Annotated in this window: 18 protein-coding genes and 2 rRNA genes; 2 read left to right on the top strand and 18 right to left on the bottom strand. The window is 46.4% G+C overall.

The features are described 5' to 3' along the window. Positions 1 to 7: 7 nt before the first annotated feature. The 8 genes from L7H18_02525 to L7H18_02490 form a co-directional block, all read right to left on the bottom strand. Entirely contained in the window at positions 8 to 784 is a 777-nt protein-coding gene (locus L7H18_02525; protein ID UMX48394.1) for an alpha/beta hydrolase, read from the bottom strand. Positions 785 to 930: 146 nt separating this feature from the next. Then, the gene (locus L7H18_02520; protein ID UMX48393.1) at positions 931 to 1341 is read right to left on the bottom strand and encodes an FAD synthase; all 411 of its coding nucleotides are present in this window, start codon (positions 1339 to 1341) and stop codon (positions 931 to 933) included. Between the two features lie 103 nt (positions 1342 to 1444). Then, positions 1445 to 2749: a serine--tRNA ligase gene (gene serS, locus L7H18_02515; GenBank protein ID UMX48392.1), complete on the bottom strand. Its 1305-nt coding sequence runs from the start codon at positions 2747 to 2749 to the stop codon at positions 1445 to 1447. 84 nt (positions 2750 to 2833) lie between these two features. Next, entirely contained in the window at positions 2834 to 4381 is a 1548-nt protein-coding gene (lysS, locus tag L7H18_02510; GenBank protein UMX48391.1) for a lysine--tRNA ligase, read from the bottom strand. 305 nt (positions 4382 to 4686) lie between these two features. Further along, positions 4687 to 5058 carry a hypothetical protein gene (locus L7H18_02505; GenBank protein ID UMX48390.1) on the bottom strand — a complete coding sequence of 124 codons (372 nt, stop codon included), beginning with the start codon at positions 5056 to 5058 and terminating at the stop codon, positions 4687 to 4689. A gap of 142 nt (positions 5059 to 5200) precedes the next feature. Further along, positions 5201 to 7285, bottom strand: coding sequence for a penicillin-binding protein 2 (gene mrdA, locus L7H18_02500; GenBank protein UMX48389.1), 2085 nt, complete (start codon positions 7283 to 7285; stop codon positions 5201 to 5203). Beyond that, entirely contained in the window at positions 7260 to 7577 is a 318-nt protein-coding gene (locus L7H18_02495) for a hypothetical protein (GenBank protein UMX48388.1), read from the bottom strand. Before L7H18_02495 ends, mrdA begins: the two co-directional genes overlap by 26 nt. Beyond that, a complete protein-coding gene (locus tag L7H18_02490; GenBank protein ID UMX48387.1) occupies positions 7574 to 8428 on the bottom strand; it encodes a rod shape-determining protein MreC in 855 nt (284 codons plus the stop codon). Before L7H18_02490 ends, L7H18_02495 begins: the two co-directional genes overlap by 4 nt. Positions 8429 to 8800: 372 nt before the next feature. On the opposite strand from L7H18_02490, the gene L7H18_02485 reads away from it, so the two are divergent. Further along, complete coding sequence (locus L7H18_02485) at positions 8801 to 8965, top strand: hypothetical protein (GenBank protein UMX48386.1); 165 nt, start codon at positions 8801 to 8803, stop codon at positions 8963 to 8965. 235 nt (positions 8966 to 9200) lie between these two features. Here L7H18_02485 and rrf read toward each other — a convergent pair. The 9 genes from rrf to L7H18_02440 all read right to left on the bottom strand — a co-directional run bounded on the left by rrf (position 9201) and on the right by L7H18_02440 (position 16885). Then, positions 9201 to 9309, bottom strand: a 5S ribosomal RNA gene (rrf, locus tag L7H18_02480). A 94-nt stretch (positions 9310 to 9403) separates the two neighbouring features. Then, a 23S ribosomal RNA gene (locus tag L7H18_02475) occupies positions 9404 to 12423 on the bottom strand. A 436-nt stretch (positions 12424 to 12859) separates the two neighbouring features. Then, positions 12860 to 13348, bottom strand: a complete 489-nt coding sequence (locus L7H18_02470) for a hypothetical protein (GenBank protein UMX48385.1) — start codon at positions 13346 to 13348, stop codon at positions 12860 to 12862. A gap of 55 nt (positions 13349 to 13403) precedes the next feature. Then, complete coding sequence (locus tag L7H18_02465; GenBank protein UMX48384.1) at positions 13404 to 14219, bottom strand: sortase; 816 nt, start codon at positions 14217 to 14219, stop codon at positions 13404 to 13406. Between the two features lie 70 nt (positions 14220 to 14289). Then, on the bottom strand, positions 14290 to 15024 hold the full coding sequence (locus tag L7H18_02460) for a transposase (protein ID UMX48383.1): 735 nt from the start codon (positions 15022 to 15024) through the stop codon (positions 14290 to 14292). A 252-nt stretch (positions 15025 to 15276) separates the two neighbouring features. Beyond that, positions 15277 to 15588: a hypothetical protein gene (locus L7H18_02455; protein ID UMX48382.1), complete on the bottom strand. Its 312-nt coding sequence runs from the start codon at positions 15586 to 15588 to the stop codon at positions 15277 to 15279. Between the two features lie 15 nt (positions 15589 to 15603). Then, on the bottom strand, positions 15604 to 15741 hold the full coding sequence (locus L7H18_02450) for a hypothetical protein (GenBank protein UMX48381.1): 138 nt from the start codon (positions 15739 to 15741) through the stop codon (positions 15604 to 15606). Positions 15742 to 15901: 160 nt separating this feature from the next. Then, positions 15902 to 16390: a hypothetical protein gene (locus L7H18_02445; protein UMX48380.1), complete on the bottom strand. Its 489-nt coding sequence runs from the start codon at positions 16388 to 16390 to the stop codon at positions 15902 to 15904. 123 nt (positions 16391 to 16513) lie between these two features. Continuing rightward, positions 16514 to 16885: a hypothetical protein gene (locus tag L7H18_02440; GenBank protein UMX48379.1), complete on the bottom strand. Its 372-nt coding sequence runs from the start codon at positions 16883 to 16885 to the stop codon at positions 16514 to 16516. Between the two features lie 357 nt (positions 16886 to 17242). Here L7H18_02440 and L7H18_02435 point away from each other — a divergent pair, with 357 nt between their 5' ends. Beyond that, positions 17243 to 17515: a hypothetical protein gene (locus L7H18_02435; protein UMX48378.1), complete on the top strand. Its 273-nt coding sequence runs from the start codon at positions 17243 to 17245 to the stop codon at positions 17513 to 17515. Positions 17516 to 17649: 134 nt separating this feature from the next. On the opposite strand, the gene L7H18_02430 is transcribed toward L7H18_02435, so the two are convergent. Continuing rightward, a complete protein-coding gene (locus L7H18_02430; protein UMX48377.1) occupies positions 17650 to 19998 on the bottom strand; it encodes a VWA domain-containing protein in 2349 nt (782 codons plus the stop codon). Positions 19999 to 20028: the final 30 nt, after the last annotated feature.

Raw genomic sequence — 20028 nt, 5'->3', positions numbered from 1 at the left:
TTATGATTTATGATTTATGATTTATGAATAAATTCATAATACCGGCTAACTCTTGCGCGTGGGTGCGGTGCAGTTTATGTCCGCCGCCCTTGATGATTTTCAAGCGCGATCCGGCAATCGCGCGATTTATTTCATGCGCGTCTTCAACGGGAGTTTCATTGTCCCCGTCGCCCCAAACGACCAATGCCGGCGCCTTAATTCGTTTTGCCGAATCAATCACATTCTCGCCCACCACATTCAAAAAAGTTTGCGCCATCACGCCTTGCAATCGCGCGTAGTCTCTTGTTCCGGCAATCCGGTAAACAATTTTGCGCAACACCGGATATATTCCCAACGGAATTTTTTGGAAAAAAATTTTCCCCCGCGCCGCGAATTTTGCCAGCCGCTGGCGCGAACCCAGCCGCGGCTTGCGGATTACCGCGGCCGCGCATAAAACCAGCGCGTCAACTTTATCCGGATGCTTGGCCGCGAATTTTGCCGCCACCTGTCCGCCAAATGAATGTCCCATCAAAATAAATTTACCCAACTTTAACTCATCGGCAAAGCTTTTAACCCAATCAACATAATCATCGACATTCCATGGCCGTTGGGGCGTTTCGCTTTTTCCAAACCCGGGCATATCCGGCACGATCACCCAAAAGCCGTCTTGCGCCAGCAATACCGCAACCTCTACCCAAGAATCCGACCCGACCCCCCACCCGTGCAACGCCAAAACCGCTTTCCCGCGCCCGAAAGTTTTGCGGTTTATCGATAATTGATCAATGATAATTTTTCTCTCCTCCATCTTGACAAAATAGTTATTTTATGCTATGTTATTCTTATGAAAAGTCGGATCCGATACCTGGCCATCGATTGGTGGCCAGTATTGCTCATCGGCTGGGCAACAGTATGCCTTGCCGGAGCATACATACTAAGACAATGGGGCTTAATTTAGCTCCTCCCTTTTTTTATTAGTGACGATTTAAAATTTTCGGGTTTATATGGTTTCAAGCGCACAATTTTTGCCGGGATTGCGGCTTTTTTTAATTCGGATTCAAGGTTAGCGGTAAATGAAGTTTGGTCATAGCCCAAAGCGATGATGTCGGGCCGGATTTTTTTTATGATTTCGTAGGGGTTGCCGAAGTTGCCCAGCATCGCTTCGTCAATCAATTCGCATTGTTTTACCATCTTTAGCCGCAATAATTCATTGCGTTTTGGCAACCGGCCCTTAACCTCCTTAACTGTCACATCCCGCGCAACGACACTAACCAGATAGCCGCCGAGTTTTTTCGCTTGCGCGAAAAAATTGATATGACCGGGATGCAAGCCGTCAAAAGTACCGAAAACGAGAACCTTTTTCAAATTGAAAATGTAAAAATCAAAAATCAAAATGACAATGTAAAGTTATAAAATGTTAATATCCCGACATTTTACATTTTTAATTGTCATTCTATGTTTTGATATTTTATCTTTTAATTACTTTCATTCCGCCCAAATATGGCTGTAAAACCTTGGGGATCAAAACCGATCCGTCTTTTTGTTGGTAATTTTCCAAAATCGCGATCAAAAGGCGCGGGCTGGCGACAACCGTGTTGTTGAGCATATGCGGATATTTGATATTTCCTTCTTTGTCGCGATAGCGCGTGCTCAAGCGCCGCGCTTGCCAATCGGTGAGATTGGAATCGCTGTGCGTTTCGCCATAAGCATTGCGGCTGGGCATCCATGTTTCAATGTCATACATTTTGTATTTTCCCGCGCCCATATCGCCGGTGCAGATTGATAAAATCCGATGCGGCAATTCCAAATCTTTCAATATCTGTTGGGAAATTTCGCGCATGGTTTCCAGCCATTTTGAAGATTCTTCAATATCGTTTTTGCAAATCACCACCTGTTCCACCTTCATAAACTCGTGCACGCGATACAAACCCCGGGCATCTTTGCCGTAACTGCCGACTTCGGAGCGGTAACACTGGGAAATGCCGCACATTTTTATCGGCAAATCTTTTTCATTAAGAATTTTTCCGGCATGATAGGCCAAAAGCGACGGTTCGGCGGTGCCGGTAAGATACAGCGGCTCTTTGACTTCCTCGCCGCTTTCCAATTTGCCGGGATTGTCGATTTGATAAATCTCGTCGCGGCCGGCCGGAAGATGGCCGGACCCGACAAGCGCGAATTCGCGCAGAATCGTGGGCGGCACGAAAATCGTAAATCCCTTTTCGCGCATCAAATTGAGCGCGTGCCAAAACACCGCGAAGTGCAAAAACACTGCTTCATTTTTGAGGTAATAACCGCGGAAACCGCCGGTTTTAACGCCCGCTTCGGTATCGATCAAATCCAAATCTTTGCCGATTTGGATATGATCCTTGACCGGAAAATCAAACTTCTTGGGTTCGCCCCAAGTTTCGGCAACCACATTGCCGCTTTCGTCCGATCCGACCGGAGAATCATCGGAAGGAATGTTGGGAACGCTAAGCATCAATTGTTCGTATTCCGCTTCCAGCTCCTTGGATTTTTTGTCCAAATTGCCCACATTCTCGTCCAGCGCCTTCATCGCTTTGATGATGCCTTCCCGTTCAACCGCGTCCTTCGCTCGCGGGATCGCTTTCGAGGCTTTGTTTTTTTCGGCCGCGATCGCTTCCAATTCCCGCATTACTTTTATTCTTTTTTCATCAACATCCAAAAGATGGTTGATGTCGCATTCGATATTTTTCTTTTCGCAAGCGTCTTTAACAACATCGGGATTTTGTCGAATAAATTTAATGTCCAACATTTCATTAAATCAAAATTTAAAAATCAAAATGGAAAATGACAATGTAAAATTTAAAATAAAAAATACATCGACATTTTGACATTTTTAATTGTCATTTTGATTTTTGATATTTACATTTTCAATTTCTATCGGTTTCTCCCGCGAATTTAAATCAACCGATTTCGGTTCCACGCGCGGTTTCATAATCGGAAACAATATAATTTCGCGCAGAGCGTTGGAATCGGTCAACAGAGCGACCAAGCGATCGATACCCATGCCAAAACCGGCGGCCGGCGGCATACCGTGCTCCAGCGCCTCGATGAAATCATCATCGGTGCGCTGGGCTTCTTTAAAGCCAAGCTTAAACATTTTTTCCTGTTCGTTAAAACGGTCTCTCTGTTCGATCGGATCGTTTTGTTCGGAAAACGCGTTAACCACCTCGAATCCGTTCACAATCAACTGGTAGTTGGCGAGAATATCGGAATCTTGCTCCAGCTGTTTGGCCAATGGTTTGCACTCCTTGGGATAATGGATCAAAAATGTGGGCTGGATGATGCGCGGCCGGCAATATTTTTTGTAGATTTCATCGGCGATCTCGGCTTTGCCCGCGTTTTTATCGAATTCAACCCCGAGTTCTCCGGCTTTGGCGGCCAGACCATCGCGATTCAGTTCCCAATAATCGACTTTAGCGTATTTTTTTAACAATTCATTGAATTCGATCCGGGGCCAAGGAGTCGTGAAATCTATTTCCGTTCCTTGGTAAACAAGTTTTTGTTTGCCAAAAACTTTATCCAAAATTTCCAAAAACATTTCTTCGGTCAGTTTCATCAAATCCTTGTAACACGCGTAAGCCCAATAGAACTCCAGCATCGTAAAGTCCGGATTATGCTGTTTGTCCACCCCTTCGTTGCGGAAACATTTGCCGATCTCGTATACCTTCTCGAATCCGCCCGCCAGCAAGCGCTTTAAAAACAATTCCGGAGCGATCCGCAAAAAAACATCCATATCGTAGGCGTTAAAATGCGTTTTAAACGGCTTGGCCGTGGCGCCGCCGTAGATCGTCTGCAGAATCGGGGTTTCCACCTCCATAAAGCCGCGTTTGTCCAGGAATTCGCGAATGGCGGTGATTATCTTGGTGCGAACAACGAATTTTTGCTTAACTTCGTCATTGAAAATCAAATCCAAATATCGCTTGCGATAACGCTCCTCGGTGTCCTGCAAGCCATGCCATTTTTCCGGCAAAGGCAAAAGACTTTTGGACAATATTTTGTAACCGGCAACATCAATGGTTTTTTCCCCGCGCTTGGTCACAAAAAGCGTACCCCGCACCTCAACGAAATCGCCGATATCAAAGTTATCGCAAAAGAACTGGTATGATTTTTCCCCCAAACCGTCTTTTTTAAAGAATGCTTGTATTTTGCCGGTGCCGTCCTCAATATCCGCAAACGACAAACCGCCATGGCCGCGCATTGATTTCATCCGCCCGGCAATCACAATTTCTTTTTCGGAAGCCGCCAATTCATCCCAACCCAAAAACGCTTCGCGAACCGTGTGCGTCCGGCTTGTCGCGATCGGATAAGCCCAAAACCCGGCTTTCTTCAAGGTTTCCAGTTTCTTTAACCGCGCCCCTCTAAGTTCCTCAATATTTGCCATTTAAGTATTCGTATTAGGGGTCGTTCCCCTGCGAGCGCGCAGGGGTGCGACCCCTTTATAAATTGTTTTCAATTGACCTCAGCTTTGGAAGGTCAATCCTCCACAAATTCGCGCCTTGCCATATCAAACTTAATTTATAATCTTACCCCAATTTCTACATTTCCGCTACCCTTGACAAAATTATAATATAATGCGTAATAACTATGCCTAAAATGATGTAAAACGATTACATGGAATCGCCCCTGCAAATTCGCAAAACACAAAGAGCGGGCACAAGACCCGCCCCTGTAAAATACAAATACGAATTACGGTTTCTTTGCCGCGTCAATCATTTTTTGGCACTCGTTGGCCTGAAATTCCAACTTTGTTACTCTTCGCTCAATTATAGTGTAATCGTCTTTATCAACCTTGGTTTCCAGTTTATTTTTAATTCCCGCCACTTCCGAGTCAATCGCTTCCATAAAATCAATTATTGTTCCAAAACCGCTTTTCATCTCTTGCTCCATCGAATCCATTCTTCTTTCCAAGGAAACTATTCTTCTCTCCAAGGAAACTATGCGATTGTCCAGCCCGTCAATTTTAGCGCTTAATTTTTCATCCAACCTGTCGATTTTTTGATCCAATTTCTGGTGGCCATCAATCAATCGATCAATGTTGGTATTAATATTTTTCAACATTGCGCCAACTTCTGTTGCGGTAAAAGATTGTTTGTCCTTTTTTTCGGAAGCATTAATTTTTTTCTTTGCGAGTTTTTGCGCCATGTCTCTTGATTTATTGTATTTTAATTTTATAACAGCCGCTTATTGTTTGTAAATAACGCTATTCTTCTTGCAATTCTTCCTGTACAATCGCGGGCGCGGATGATGTCGCGCCGATGGCGGCGCCGGCATTTTCAGTGGTTGTCGCAATCGCAGTTTGCGATATTCGAACGCCGTTTTCGTCTTTCGGCTCAAAATACCATCCCAGAACATCTTTTGCCACTGGAAGAACCGCCAGCTGGCCTTCGTGAACTTCTTCCATCATCACCAGCAGAACGATTTGAGGATCATCGTAGGGCGCGAAAACACCCACCCAGCTGTTCATCAAGTCCTTGCCGTCACTGGCTTTGCGCAGCTGGGCCGTTCCCGTTTTAGCGGCCATCGGAACGCCCAATGAATTTAAGATCAGCGACGACGCCAAGGGCGCGCCGGCGCCGTTAACGCCGCGGCGCATACCTTCGCGAATCACCTGCAAATTTTGCGGGTCGATAAAACCCTCTTTTAATATGATCGGTTTTTTTTCCTCGACAACGCCTCTGTCCTTGTCGACAACCGTCTTCACCATTTGGGGCTGATAAAGCGTACCGCCATTGGCGATGGCCGCGTAAGCATTGGCCACTTCAATGGGCGTAATGCCGATGAATCCCTGGCCGATCGCCAGATTGTAAGTGTCGCCATCGGTCCAGCTTTGGTCCTGCGTTCCCGCGAATTTTTGCTTTTTCCAGGCCGGATCGGGAACGAATCCGGCGACTTCGCCGGGCAAGTCGATATTGGTAAGGGCCTCCCAGCCGAACAAATCAAGATATTCTTTGATGCGCGTGGGCCCCAATCCCTGCTGATTTTCGTAACCGCCGCCAATGGTCTGGAAATAAGCATTGCACGATTCAGCAATCGCTTTGTACATATTGGTCAAACCGTGGGTATGGTTGTCGGGAATGAACCATATTTTTTCCGGATTGTACGCGTCTTGTATTTTAAGCCCGCCTTGGCAATTTATATTTTTATCCGGCGCGATGATTTTCTCCTGCAACGCCGCCGCGGCTTCCAGCGGCTTGATGGTTGAACCGGTCAGATATTTCCCGGAAATCACGCGGTTGAACAACGGATCGGTTTTGTCTTCAAACAAGCTTTTCACATCCTGCAAACCGCCGGCCGCGAAAATATTGTTGTCGTAATCGGGAAAAGATACCATTGCCAGCACTCCGCCGGTTTGCGGATTCAAAGCCACGGCCGCGCCCTTTTTCAATCCCAAATTTTCCAACTGCCGCTTCATTGAATCGTATAGTTTCTTTTGCAAATCATAATCGAGCCACAATTGGATACTGTCGCCGGATTCCGGAGTTTCGGCCACATCGCGGGAGATAATGTTTCCCTTCGCGTCGCGCTCGATTCGGAGCTTGCCCGGATCTTTGCGCAAAACACTCTCATAAGAGCTTTCCAGTCCGGAACGGCCGATATAATCATTGATCGAATAAATGTTCGTTGCCGCTTTCCATTCGTCGGGTTCGATCTTTCCCATATATCCAAGCAAATGCGACAAACCAATGTCTTTGACATAACCGCGAATGGGCCGCCGAACAATGGAGCATCCCGGAAAATCGGCAATCCGCGCTTCAAGAACGATCAGCGCTTGATGCCCCAAATTCTCCACGGTGGGAATCTTGGCGCCGGCAATCGCGTTTTCGATCTGCCCTGCGTCAATTTCCGCAACCGCCGCCAAACCGGAAATCAACGCTTTTTTCTCCGGGCCGGCGGGCATTTTTTCGTCAATACATTGCAAGTCGAATGTTGATAAATTTTCCACCAGGGGATTAAAATCGCTGTCATAAATGATTCCTCGATCGGATTGCACTTTATAAAAAAGATACTTGTTCTGCGCGGCTTGAGCTTGAAACTCGGCGCCTTCGACAACCTGCAATTCCACCACGCGGCCCAGCGCCAACGCGAAAAGAACCGCGGCCAGTATCAGCGGCAATCGCAAAGATTTCCGGGGCAAAGATATTTCAAATTTTTTTTCGCCGATATCGGCCGTTTCTTCGTGCTTCTTGGCCAGATAATCATAAAATATCTCGTGCGGCTCGATATCTTCGCGCCGGTCAAAAAAAATTTTACCGTTTTTTTTACCAATATGAAGGAATCCGAACATATTTTTTAACCACAAATTTTATCAATGCCACCAACGCCAAAATAAAAATCATCCAAAAGCCGAAGAATCTGCCCGAATACAAATCAAGAAAAAATCCCCCGCAAAAAGCGGCCAGCCAGCCGAACTTGTTGCGGCGGCGCTCGAAAAGCGCGGTAACAACCACGGCGATGTTCACGAAATTCACCCACTCAAACCATCCTGACGAGAACAGTTCAAAATGCGGAGCAAAACTCGCCTGCGCGACAGCTAAAACTCCTAAAACCGCGATTACGGCAATCTGTCTTTTTCTCATTTCTTGGTTTGGTTTTCAACCGCCGCGGTTCCGTTTTGAAAACCGGCCGGATATTTTCCGCTGGCCGCAAAAACATCGATATCTCCGTTAATATCGAAAGCCAGCGACAATTCGGCGGATTGAAAAGTTTCTATATCGTTTTTGTCGATCTCTTTTATGCTCCCCACAACCAATCCGGCCGGAAAAATCCCGCCCAACGCGCTGGTGACAACCGGCATATCATTTTTTAATTCCTTGCCCTTGGACACCAGATCGACATAGGCCGAGAATCCGCCCTTGCCCCTTACGAGACCGTCGATTCCTTCCGATCCGATCTTTACATCAAAAGAAAAACTCTTGTTCGTAACCAAAGTTACCTCGGAAAAATCATCGTACACTTTCGATATCTTGCCAACCAGCGCTTTTTGCCCGGTTATCACCGGCATCCCCGCCAGCACCATATCTTTGGCGCCTTTATCGATTATCAAAACATCCTGCGCGATGTTTTTGCCCACGATACGGGCCAGTTTCAAATCGAAGTCTTTGTTCAATTCCAAATTCAAACCTTCTCTAAGCATGGCGTTCTCGTTTTCCAATTCGCCGATCCGCGCGTTCTTTGCCGACAAATCAACCGTGTCCCGGCGCAAACGCGCGTTTTCATCGGCCAGCGCGCCCGCTCTGGAAAGCGGCTCAAAAAATCCGTAGACCCGCGCGCCCGCGACCCAAGCGCCGCTTTGCAAAGGTTTGACGATAAAATAAGCCGTGTTTTTAACCGCCGAATTAATTATCGGAACATTCATTATGGCAATTACGGCCGCGACCGCCGCGATCGTAATTGCCGCCGCCAATCCCCGCGAAGCAGATATTTTCATATAACAATTATATATCAAATACTCAAGAATTTTCCACCCCCGCGCAAAAATTTCGCACCGCCGCGCGGACAATGTCAAGCATTGTGGATAACTCGCGAGTTCGCCTATTGACAAAAATTTGCAGATAACTAATATATGAAAATGTGATAACATTTTCATCCGCCTCAGACTGCCTCGGCTAAAGAAAATGTGATAACATTTTCATCCGCCTCAGACTGCCTCGGCTAAAGAAAATGTGATAACATTTTCATGGTTTCGGAATCGCCGAAACAAAGAAAATCCGCCAAGGTTTTTAATCCCAGAAATCCAGCAATCATAGCCAAAGGTCGAGATATTTTTTAAAATATCTTTTATTATTTAAAAGGAACTTTAATGATAGACGACACAATACAAACCGCGATCGCTTCGCAAGAATTGGAAAATTACGACGACAACATCGTTGACGAGGATTTATCCGACGACGATGACGATTCGACTTTGATCGACGACGACGATACCGGCGACGATCGCGAAGATGAAGCCGACGGCGACTTCTAAAACCCAAAAAAACCGCGCTGGTTGAATCAGATGCGGTTTTTTGTTTGGGAAGCAAAAGATTGATTACTTTGGATTACGAAACCGTTAAATTCAAATGCTTTAAAGGGGTCTAACCCTTGCGATTACGCAAGAGATAGACCCAAAATACAAAGCATTTCGCAATTTAAAATATCATGATTATGCAAATTTTGCGATAGCAAAAAATACATATTTGTAACAAAAAATTGCGCGCATTGTAAGAAAGCTACCTACTTTCGCCCGATCGGACTATCATCGGCCCTGATGGATTTCACTTCTGTGGTCGGCATGGGAACAGGTGGAGCACCATCGGTATAGCTTCCTTACAATGCGCGCAATCGCGTATTGTTTTGTTGTGTTAGTTATTTTATTCCAATTCCAATCTTTTTGCAATTAAATTAAGGTCATTAATTGCTAACCAAGGCAATTTTGATCGTTTATTAGTACTGCTTGGCTGAACGCGTTGCCGCGCTTACACCTGCAGCCTATCAACCTCCTGTTCTTGGAGGAAACTAAGAGTTATAATCTTGGAGGAGGCTTCGAGCTTAGATGCTTTCAGCTCTTATCCGTTCCCGACTTAGCTACCCAGCAATGCTCCTGGCGGAACAACTGGCACACCAGAGGTCAGTTCAACCCGGTCCTCTCGTACTAGGGTCGACTCTCCTCAAAACTCAAACGCCTGCGATAGATAGGGACCGACCTGTCTCGCGACGGTCTGAACCCAGCTCACGTACCATTTTAACCGGCGAACAGCCGGACGCTTGGGAGCTTCTCCACCCCCGCGCTATGATGAGCCGACATCGAGGTGCCGAACACGACCGTTGATATGGACTCGTGGGTCGTACTAGCCTGTTATCCCCGGAGTAACTTTTGTTTGATAATCTCTGCCGATTCTAATAACCAGCATCGGTTCACTAAGTTCTGCTTTCGCATCTGCGCGACACATCCGTCTTGCAGTTAAGCCAGCTTATGCCTTTACGCAACATGCACGATTTCCATCCGTGCTTAGCTGACCTTTAAACGCCTCCGTTACATTTTAGGAGGCAAGCGCCCCACTTAAACTGCCCAAGTGACACTGTCATTTTTCAAATTAGAATAATGAACTTTAAAGATGGCTATTTCACTGTCGGATCAGCCCCGTCCGAAAACGAGACCTCAAATCCTCACCACTATTCTACGCATCAAAATTCAAAACTCAATATCACCCTACAGTAAAGCTTCCGGGGTCTTTCCGTCTAGTCGCAGGTAGGAAGTATCTTCACTTCCATTACATTTTCACCGAGTAATTCGTGGAGACAGTTCTCAGATCGTTATACCTTTCATGCGGGTCGCAACTTACGCGACAAGGGACTACGCTACTTTAACACGGTCAGAGTTACCGCGGACGTTCACCCGTAGCTTAGACCGATGAGCAAATCCAATCTTGCGATCAAATCCACCCTCAGCTTTAACACACGGGCACTGGTCAGGTCTCAGCCCCTATATTTCCTCTTACGAGTTTAGCAGGGACCTGTGTTTTTGGTAAACAGCCGCCTGAGAATCCTTCGCTGCGCCCTCCATATTGCTATGAAGGGAATGCATATACCTAAGGTACGCATACTTGTTTGCCTAGTTCCTTCACGAACTTTCACTCGTTCACCTTGGCAATTTGACGCCAACCCACCTGTGTCGGTTTACGGTACGGTTTCCCTTTCTTGATAGCCCTTGAAAGGTTTTTCTGGGAAGCTTGCTCGTCTGAATCTATCTCCCTTGCGGGAAACATCTCGACAATTCTTTCATCCCGAGCTTGCGCCCGGAACAATCAAATTGGCAACGGGAATCCAATAACCCGCCCAGAGTACTAAACTTCGTCACTTTCTCAGCAAGAAACGGAAGGACTGGAATATTAACCAGATGTCCATCAGCTGCGCCTCTCGGCTGTGCCTTAGGACCGCCTAACCCGTGACTGATCACCATTGTCACGGAACCCTTGGGTTTTCGGTGTGCATGGATCTCACATGCATTGTGGTTACTCATGCCAACATTCTCACTTCCCAACGCTCCACGAAACCTCACGGTTCCGCTTCACTGCAATGGGAACGCTCTCCTACCGCGCCCCGCAAAAATGCGGGACACCCTCGTCTTCGGTATCAGGCTTGAGCCCCGTTAATCTACGGCGCAAAACTCCTTAGCTAGTAAGCTGTTACGCACTTTTTAAAGGATAGCTGCTTCTGAGCTAACCTCCTAGCTATCAGAGGAATCTCACTTCCTTGTTTTGCACTTAGCCTGATTTGGGGACCTTAGACTGAGGTCATGGGCTTTCCCCCTTACGACCACGGACCTTAGCGCCCGTAGTCTTACTGCCCTGCAATGGTTCCGGCATTCGGAGTTTGATAGAAATACCTGACTTTCGCCACGGAATTTCTTTCAGTGCTCTACCTCCAAAACCATTAGCGCAGGACGCTAACCCTAAAGTTATATCGGAGAGAACCAGCTATTACCAAGCTCGATTAGCTTTTCACTTCTTACCACGACTCATCCGAAGATTTTGCACAGTCAACCGGTTCGGTCCTCCTCCCGCCTTTCGGCGGGATTCAACCTGGTCATGGCAAGCTCGCCTTGGCTTCGGGTCTTAACCCATCAGTACTCCCTCGCTTACGCTCGGGATTGCGCCCTATTAAGACTTGGTTTCCCTATGCCTTCGCGTCAGAGACGCTTAGACTAACTGATAAATTAAACTCGTTGGCTCGTTCTACAAAAAGCACCCCGTCATACTTCGGCTTGCGCCTCAGCACTCCGAGTCTTTGTAAGCATCATGGTTTCAGGATCTATTTCACCGGGGTCACCCCCCTACTTTTAACCTTTCCCTCACGGTACTTGTGCACTATCGGTGACTGGGTAGTATTTAGCTTTGGCTGTATAGTCCAGCCGAATTCCCGCAGGACTTTCGTTTCCCGCGGTACTCAAGAATAAAGATTCAAAGCTTGCAATGATTTTCACTTACGGGGCTATTACCCGCTATGGCCTCCCTTTCCAGGGTAGTTGGGTTAACCAAATTGCATATTGATGCGCTTTGTCCCTCGCTTACGCTCGGGATTATCCTTACCTTATAACCCCAGCCTGTATTTCACTTATATCCACCAATTTTGATGAACATAAGCGAAATACAAACTGGTTTGAGCTCTTCTCTTTTCGCTCGCCGCTACTAAGAGAATGTCCCTCGCCGAAGCGAGGATTTTTTTCTTTTCCTCTGCGTACTGAGATGTTTCCCTTCCGCAGGTTCGCTTCCCTAGCTTGCGCTATGGGATTTTCCGGTTCAACGCCGGAAAGGGTTTCCCCATTCGGAGACCCCGGGTTCAAAGGTTGCTTGTCACCTCCCCCGGGATTATCGCAGACAGGCTGCGTCCTTCATCGCCTCCCAGTCCCAAGGCATCCACCATGTGCCTATAATTTTACTTACCTTGGCTAGCAATTAATAACTTCAATTTTTGACGGACTTTGGCGGTGGATAAAATTACCATTACCACTAATGGCATTGTCTATTCCGCGAAAATCCTTGAAGACTAATTGTTTCAAAAAGACTTTGGAATTGCCAATGGACTCGATGTAAGTTCCATTTGGCAAATAACTAACTATTTAATTTTAGAAGTTCTGGCCCCTCTGAAATCAGCCAACAAAAAAACCGCTTTGGGAAGCGATTTTCCACAAGAATTAAATCCGCGGAAAATTTAGCTTCTTAGTGTGTTTTTGAGTATGTATATCGTTAACATTATTTAATCCAACAATGAGAGATTAGCAAAAGATTAAACCTGTGTCAATAGTCCCGCAACGCCGCGTATGTGGATAACCCGATATGTACAAAATCCGCGCGAATTTTCAATAAAAAATCCCTCGGCGTTACGCTTCGGGAATTAATTTCAATCCGATTTTGGTTGCGGTTTGGCGATGCCATTTTTCGTGTTTGTCAACTTGGCGCTTCAAACCAATCTGATCGGCGCGATAATCGTCAACCTTGTCGCTTAATTGCGTGATCCGCGTCAAAACTGCGTCAATATCCGATTTATCGGCTTTCTGGTCAAGCTTTTCGTAAAACTTTTCAAATTGATTCATCATTAAATCCGCCAAACCCTTATAATCCGCGACATATTCATTTTTAAAAACATCAAATTGTTTATCGATGCCAAGAAACTTTTGATCGATTGCGACAAACTTTTGATCGATTGCGTCAAACCTTTTATCGATGCCAAGAAACTTTTGATCGATTGCGTCAAACTTGTGATCGATTGCGACAAACTTTTGATCGATGCCGTCAAACTTTTTTATCAAAAAATCGAGCAATTCTTTATTGCTGATATTTTGATTATTTTGGATATTATTGTTTGCCATATCTTCGATAATTGAATTTTATCAAATCATTATCGCCAATGTCAAATTTCCAAATTCACTCCACCGAGGCAAGTTGGGCTTGCACCACCATTCGTTTGAGGTCGCGGCCGGGCGGCCAGCAAGTTACCAGAGCCAAAGAATTGCCGTCGGAGACCATCGCGGGGATAGCGCCGCCCTTTTCTATGATCTGGCCTTGCGATACCGAGTAATTATAGGTCCGGTCATTGTAGACCACGATAATCTTATCGCCCGCGGACAATTCCGCGATGCGGGAAAAAATCGTGTCGTGTTTGATTTTCGGCCAGTTCGGCGGCGCGCTGTGTCCCAATACGATCGTTTGCCCGGCGGCGCCGAAAACTGGCGAATCCGGATAGATCACCGCGCCGGAATCAAGAAGTTTTTTCAATTGAGCCGCGTCTTTCGTCCGCGGCGTGATTACCGGTGCGTTCACGCCGATCTTTGGAATGATCACCATATCGGCTCTTGCCGCGTCCGGCGCGGTCGCCGGAACCGTCGGCGCTTCAACCACCGGCTTCAATTCCGGTTCGGTCTCAACCGCGACCGCGGCTTCCGGGCCGATTGTTTCCGATACATTCGCTTTATCCGCTTCATCCGCCGCCGGCCGGTTTTCGGCCGATTCCGCCGGTTCCTCCGGATTTTTATTTTCCCGCGGCAAATCCCGCGCCAACGGCGAAGTTGCCAAATCGCTCGGCCGCGGCATAAATTTTTTGAAATCGCTCCAATCGGCCCGCGACCCGAACGAGATTGCGGCCAAAATCAACGCGATAGAAAGCAAACCCAAAAACGCGATCATTGTATTGCCGTTTTTCCCGAAAAATAAGCTTTTAATCGACTTCCCTGCCGGTTTCATATTATGTCATCCTATACAAAAACCGCCTTCAGGTCAAACAAAATGCCTGTTGAGGTTTGACCTCAACAGATCAATCGAAGAGCAACTCGCCGAGGATTTTTTTTAAACCGCCGGCGGCCATAATATCATTGATCAATTTCAGATATTTTTCGCGGTCGCTCGTCAGGCCGATTTCTCGCTCAATTGATTTTCTGTCCACGATTTGCAAATTATTCAATCCAAGAGACTCTCCCAAGCTGGAAAACGGGTTGGCGGCAACTTCCAAAAACGCTTTTCGCGGCGACTTGATTACGAATTCCGGCGACAAAAGCTCAAACGGATTCAAAACTTGGATATAAGCATCCAGATACTGCAAATAATTCTCGTTTTTCACGGTTTTCGCTTTGTATGACCCTTGAAAAATTTTACCCACCTCATCGTATTTGATATTGACATATCCGGTAAATCCATTGCCGAGTTTTTTCATAAATACGGAAATACCGCCGTCATCAATTTCTTGCAGAAGCAAATGATAATGATTCGGCATTAAAGCATATGAAACAATCCTCACGAGAGGTTTTTGCGGCGGCCAATTTTTCGGCCAATCAAAACAATAGCTCTTTTCGGCGCTGTTGAGGTCAAACCTCAACAGGCGCGTATTGAGGAGTTCGCGCAAAATATTCAGAGACGGCCGCTGGTCATTGAAATATCTTAAAATCGAAAGGAAACGCCAACGGTCGATATTATCGCGCACAATATCCATTTTGCGGTTGCCGCGATTAAAAACATGAACATAATCGCCAACAAAAAACGGTTCTTTTCTCATATGTTTAATTTTAATATCAACTTCTGTTGAGGTCAAACCTCAACAGGAATACGGGGAAACAAAAACCCTGTTGAGGTTTGACCTCAACAGGGTTCTCATTGATAATGGTCGTTAATATCGATGATCTCAACTATGGCGCGACCGCGAAAAATAAAAATGACGCGATATTTTCGATCAATCCTAAAACTCCAGAACCGCAGTCTTTTGGGTGACAACAATTCGGTATTAAGACCCGGGTGAAACGGATTTTGCTCAAAAATCCGTTTTTGTTTGGCGAATTTTTCCACAAGATTTCTTTTTTTCAGATAATCTCGTAGTTCGGGATGAAGAGGCAGGATTCTCATGTTTAAAATAAGAAGATCGCCCTAACCCTTTTTTAAAACTTTCCAAAAAATTCTTGCTGTAAAGTCCGGTTTTAGCAAACGATTCCATAACCCTATCGGCATCTTTCACCGGCGGACACGCAAAAACTTCGTTTCCGTATTGTTGCCGAAAACGATCGTAAAGTGCGGCTTTTTCCACCAATTCATAATATTTTTCTTTGGATAAAGTTATGGTTTCCATAATTTTCGCTCGCAATTACAATATGCGCCATTTTTCTTTTTTTTGCAACTCGCCACCAAGTAAATCGATATTGTCGCGCACAATATCCATTTTGCGGTTGCCGCGATTAAAAACATGAACATAATCGCCAACAAAAAACGGTTCTTTTCTCATATGTTTAATTTTAATATCAACTTCTGTTGAGGTCAAACCTCAACAGGACGGGGATAACGGGATACAAAAAGCCTGTTGAGGTTTGACCTCAACAGGCGCCGCCCATTCTCCACTCGCCCAAGCGCAATGGCATATTTCTTTTAACGAAGCTCGAAATTGGTCATTTGCGATTGCGGTCGACAACCCAGGCAACCAGCGCAACAACCGCCATCGCCGCGAACAATTTCCAGTCAACGCAAGGTTTGGCAAAATACGCCCACCCTGCGAACGCCAGCGGAACAATACCGCCCGCCATCCATAACCGGCGGCTTTTTTTATTCGCCCAAGCCCGCGCTCCGCAAATCGCCGCAAGGATCAAAAACACCCACCAAGGAAAATCCGGCCAACAAATTCCCGCCTTTGCCGCGGATTCAATTCCGCCGTTCCGCGGCTCGTCCGCGGCACCGGCAAAAGTTTCATCGGAGCGTTCGGTTTGCGCGCCTTCAACCCGGCCCGGTTCTATTCTGCCATCCGCATCCGCATCCGTCCCGCTTGTGTTTGCTCCGGTTGGCATACCCAAAGCTCCATCAAAGCCGTCCCGTTCGGTTTGAATCCCCGCCACCTGCCCGGCCGCCGATGTCGTGAAACTATGATCGACGCTCACCGCCAAAGACGCGTGCGAAACACAGCGGTAATAATAAGTGGTATTCGGTGCGGGGATTGCGAAGGTCTAACCTTCGCGTTAAGAAAGCGCCAATTTCTAATAAAAAAATCCGCAGTTAAAAACTTTGGATCAAAAATGACGGTTTAAAATTTTTACCGCTTCTTTAGCATTTTCGCTATCTTTTAGGTAAAACAAAATATGTTTCATCTTCTTACCCAATTCCGTTAATTCCCAACTCCCCATGTGTTCGCTTTGTCGTATAAATCCGTTCGCCCTAATCGTGTATAATGCGTGACTTATTTTAGCGTATGGTAATTTAGTTGTTTCATCAATAGCGCTACGCTCAACCACGCCATTACAAATCGCTTCAAAAACAACGACTCTCGACGTATCTTTAAAACAATATATGGCTACTACTAAAGATGTTATATCGTCAACACTTAACATGACAGGCCTCCAAGGAGCTGCTGAAACAATAACTTTAAAAAATAGATTTGTCAAGGAAAATAAAAGGAGCCGCGCGAATTATCACTTGGCTCAAATTGATGGATTAGGTTCCATCAGACCATAAGATGAAAGTGGGGGGCTGGTTTTATCGCTTTTACGCCAGCAAGCAGATAAAACAACACCCGGATAAACATATCCATCGGTCCCTGGTGGCGCTGAGTGTGCACCGACATTCCACTCCACGCGGTCGCGCTTCGTTGCGATGGTTACTGTTGTTTCAGGTGAGGCGATCACTCGGCCCTCGAACCATGCGCTGAAGGAGTTCTACGACCCCGAACATCCTGCTACCCTTCTTGGTAGGTATTTTCCTTTTATCAAAGATCCAAAAAAAAGCAATAGGCATTTTCAAATTTGATATTTTTAGCTACAGCTAAAATACATAAAGGTTGCGAAGGTCTGACCTTCACATTAAGGAAAATCCGTGTCAACCCTCCGCCGCGCCGCCGTCTGTGGAAAACGCCAAACCGCGTTTTAATTCGCATCACCCAAACAAAAAAGGGCTTGCGCCCGGTAAAATTAAACGCGATGCAAGTATATACTAAGTATATATTTACGAATGATGAATTCTTTGCAGCCGAAAAATGGAAATTGCAGTTGAAGCTAATTCGGCAACAGACCCTTTAATATCAACTTCTGTTGAGGTTTGACCTCAACGGGGACCTCAACGGGGATAACGGGATATAAAACCCCTGTTGAGGTCAAACCTCAACAGGGTTTCCTTAACAGGGGTTTTTAACAGGGGGTTTGGGGGTTGGGAATTATTGTTTGGGGTTGGGGGAAATCGCGGCGGTTGGTTCGGGAAGAGTAAATTCGGATTGAGCCGGCAAAGCCGCGATCGATATGCCATTCATATCCGCGATTACCGGTAGGACGCCGGTGGCCACATCGGTGGCGCCCAGGATGCCTTTGGGTAAGTTGTTAATCTGATTGGCAATGTCATTCACCTTATCGCGAATTTCGTTGATCTGCCGCTGGATTTCATCCAAATCGATCGCCGCGCCGGCCACTTGGCCGCCAACGGGATTATCGAAATAATTTTTGTTGTAATCGCCGCTAATCCCGCCGCCCGAAGATCCCCCTTCGGACGAACCGCATGACTGGGCGTTGCATATCTGCGTCGCAGCCCCAGAGCAAAAACTGTCGTCAACCGCGTTATTTTGTTCATCCAAACAAGTTCTTGTTTGCGTCCCGCCGCCGCAGGTTGCCGAGCAAGTTCCCCAGTCGCTCCAATGATAGGTCATCTGACTTCCACCGCAGGATTGTGTGTTGCACTCCGCGGATTCCGTATTGCCAACCAAACCACCCGCAGTGCATGTCCGAATCGTTATCCCGCCATCGCAGGTTGCCGAGCAAGTTCCCCAATCCGACCAGGCCGTGCATTGTGCGCAAGAAACATCGTCAATTTGTCGGGTCAAATCAACGCAATAGGTAAAAGCGGTGGTTTCATTATTCCGTCCCTGTCCCATCTTGCCATCACCGGCACAGCCGCTGTTGGCCCATGTTGAATATCGGCAAGCGCAAGCCGCGTCGGATTCCTCCGCGGTGAAAGTCCCCGAACAATAGGATTGGCCGCCGAGAGAATATTCCACCCGCGCCATTCCGTCGGCAAAACAGTTCCGGCCGGTTTCGGTTTGCGCACAACCACAGGTTAAATCGCCGACAATCCGCTCGTTGGTTTTTGCCCCGCCATATTGATCGGTGCAAGATTGCGTTTGCTTGCGCTTGCCGCCGCCGTCGTTGGAAACGCACTCGGCATCTGTCCAATCGCCGCAAGTCCACTCGGAATCGCACTCCGCGTCATCATCGTTGACGAGATCATCCTTGGCCGGACAATAGGAAAAATTGTAAGTATAGGAAGTTAATGAAGTCCGCGGCCCGGTGCAACTCTTGCTTGAAGATTCCACGCAATCGCAGTCCGGATGTTTTTCATATTCATCCGCGCCCGCCGCTTCGCAAAACTGCGGAAAATTCCACGAATAATCCTTTTTGGCCCAACCCTCCTTGAAACACGACTCCGGCCCGAAAATCTTTTGGCATTGAACTTTGTTGTAGAATGTGCAAGCAATAATATCCTGCGTGTCAACCGCGATACCGGTTACTTTGTTGTTGGCCGAATCAAACACCCCCACCGCGCCGCCGCCATTGCTGATAGAACAAGAAGCGTCAAATAAAGAATAATCCGCTTGCGGCGTTTCGACCACCGCGTAATCATCACCATTAACCAACTCCACCGCCTCGGTCTGCCCATTAATCGCGTCCGTGATCTTGCTCTGCCCCCCGATATTAAACGACCAACCCCCCGCCGGCACCCAATTCCCCTCCACCCCGATCTTTTTCGTCGCCGTAATCGTCCCCCCGCACATCCCCGCCGCCAAATCGTGCAACGCGGTTTTCAATTCGTCAAAATTATCAACATTATAATGATCGCCCGCCAAATTGCCCGAAATCTTGCGTAAATTACCTTCATTAACCGCATCGCCAATCCCCAAAGTCACAATCCGCGTGTTATAAATCTGCTTCACATCATTCGCCGCAATAATTGCATTTTCCCGATCATTATTATCAAGATAGGACCAATCATTGCCGTTAATCGGTAAATCAAAAACGCTTAAATCATCGTTGTTGATTGTAGGATTCCCGTCTGAAGCAAAAATAATCAAATTACTTTTATTATTTCTGTTGGGTAAAAAATTTTTAGAAACAATAAGTGCATCTTGCCAATTTGTAGCCGCATAACCGTCATAGAGAATGTTGTTGATTGCATTTTTTACTTCAGAAATTGATCCACCAAATCCAATTTTTGGTTGTGCGCGCGTACCGAAATTAAGAACGCTAAATTCCGAAGGCGTACCAGATAAATCATCAATCAATCCTAAAAAAGCCGCTTTTTCCTTTTGAATATCGGCTTCACTAATACTAGTTGAATTATCGAGAACTAAAACAACATCCAACCCGCAATTTTTACTGAAAATTGGATTTGGCCGCGGCTCAGTTTCAGCAAAAACAATAATTGGATTCGCAAATTGAAAAATAATCGCAAAGATTACCAGCGTCGAATATCCCGCCTTTTTAAAACAGTAGAACAGATTTATCTTTTTTTGGGACATACTTATTATTGGATACACAGATATCCAATT

The sequence above is a fragment of the Candidatus Nealsonbacteria bacterium DGGOD1a genome (assembly GCA_022530585.1).
Classification (GTDB): Bacteria; Patescibacteriota; Minisyncoccia; order Minisyncoccales; family UBA5738; genus UBA5738.
The sequence above is the reverse complement of the archived record's forward strand: the minus strand, read 5'-3'. Positions and strand labels throughout refer to the sequence as shown.

Coding starts and splice junctions, on each gene's coding strand:
- L7H18_02525 (UMX48394.1), bottom strand. CDS start 784: ATGGAGGAGAGAAAAATTATCATTGATCAATTATCGATAAACCGCAAA.
- serS (UMX48392.1), bottom strand. CDS start 2,749: ATGTTGGACATTAAATTTATTCGACAAAATCCCGATGTTGTTAAAGAC.
- lysS (UMX48391.1), bottom strand. CDS start 4,381: ATGGCAAATATTGAGGAACTTAGAGGGGCGCGGTTAAAGAAACTGGAA.
- L7H18_02505 (UMX48390.1), bottom strand. CDS start 5,058: ATGTTGAAAAATATTAATACCAACATTGATCGATTGATTGATGGCCAC.
- mrdA (UMX48389.1), bottom strand. CDS start 7,285: ATGTTCGGATTCCTTCATATTGGTAAAAAAAACGGTAAAATTTTTTTT.
- L7H18_02495 (UMX48388.1), bottom strand. CDS start 7,577: ATGAGAAAAAGACAGATTGCCGTAATCGCGGTTTTAGGAGTTTTAGCT.
- L7H18_02490 (UMX48387.1), bottom strand. CDS start 8,428: ATGAAAATATCTGCTTCGCGGGGATTGGCGGCGGCAATTACGATCGCG.
- L7H18_02485 (UMX48386.1), top strand. CDS start 8,801: ATGATAGACGACACAATACAAACCGCGATCGCTTCGCAAGAATTGGAA.
- L7H18_02470 (UMX48385.1), bottom strand. CDS start 13,348: ATGGCAAACAATAATATCCAAAATAATCAAAATATCAGCAATAAAGAA.
- L7H18_02465 (UMX48384.1), bottom strand. CDS start 14,219: ATGAAACCGGCAGGGAAGTCGATTAAAAGCTTATTTTTCGGGAAAAAC.
- L7H18_02460 (UMX48383.1), bottom strand. CDS start 15,024: ATGAGAAAAGAACCGTTTTTTGTTGGCGATTATGTTCATGTTTTTAAT.
- L7H18_02455 (UMX48382.1), bottom strand. CDS start 15,588: ATGGAAACCATAACTTTATCCAAAGAAAAATATTATGAATTGGTGGAA.
- L7H18_02450 (UMX48381.1), bottom strand. CDS start 15,741: ATGAGAAAAGAACCGTTTTTTGTTGGCGATTATGTTCATGTTTTTAAT.
- L7H18_02430 (UMX48377.1), bottom strand. CDS start 19,998: ATGTCCCAAAAAAAGATAAATCTGTTCTACTGTTTTAAAAAGGCGGGA.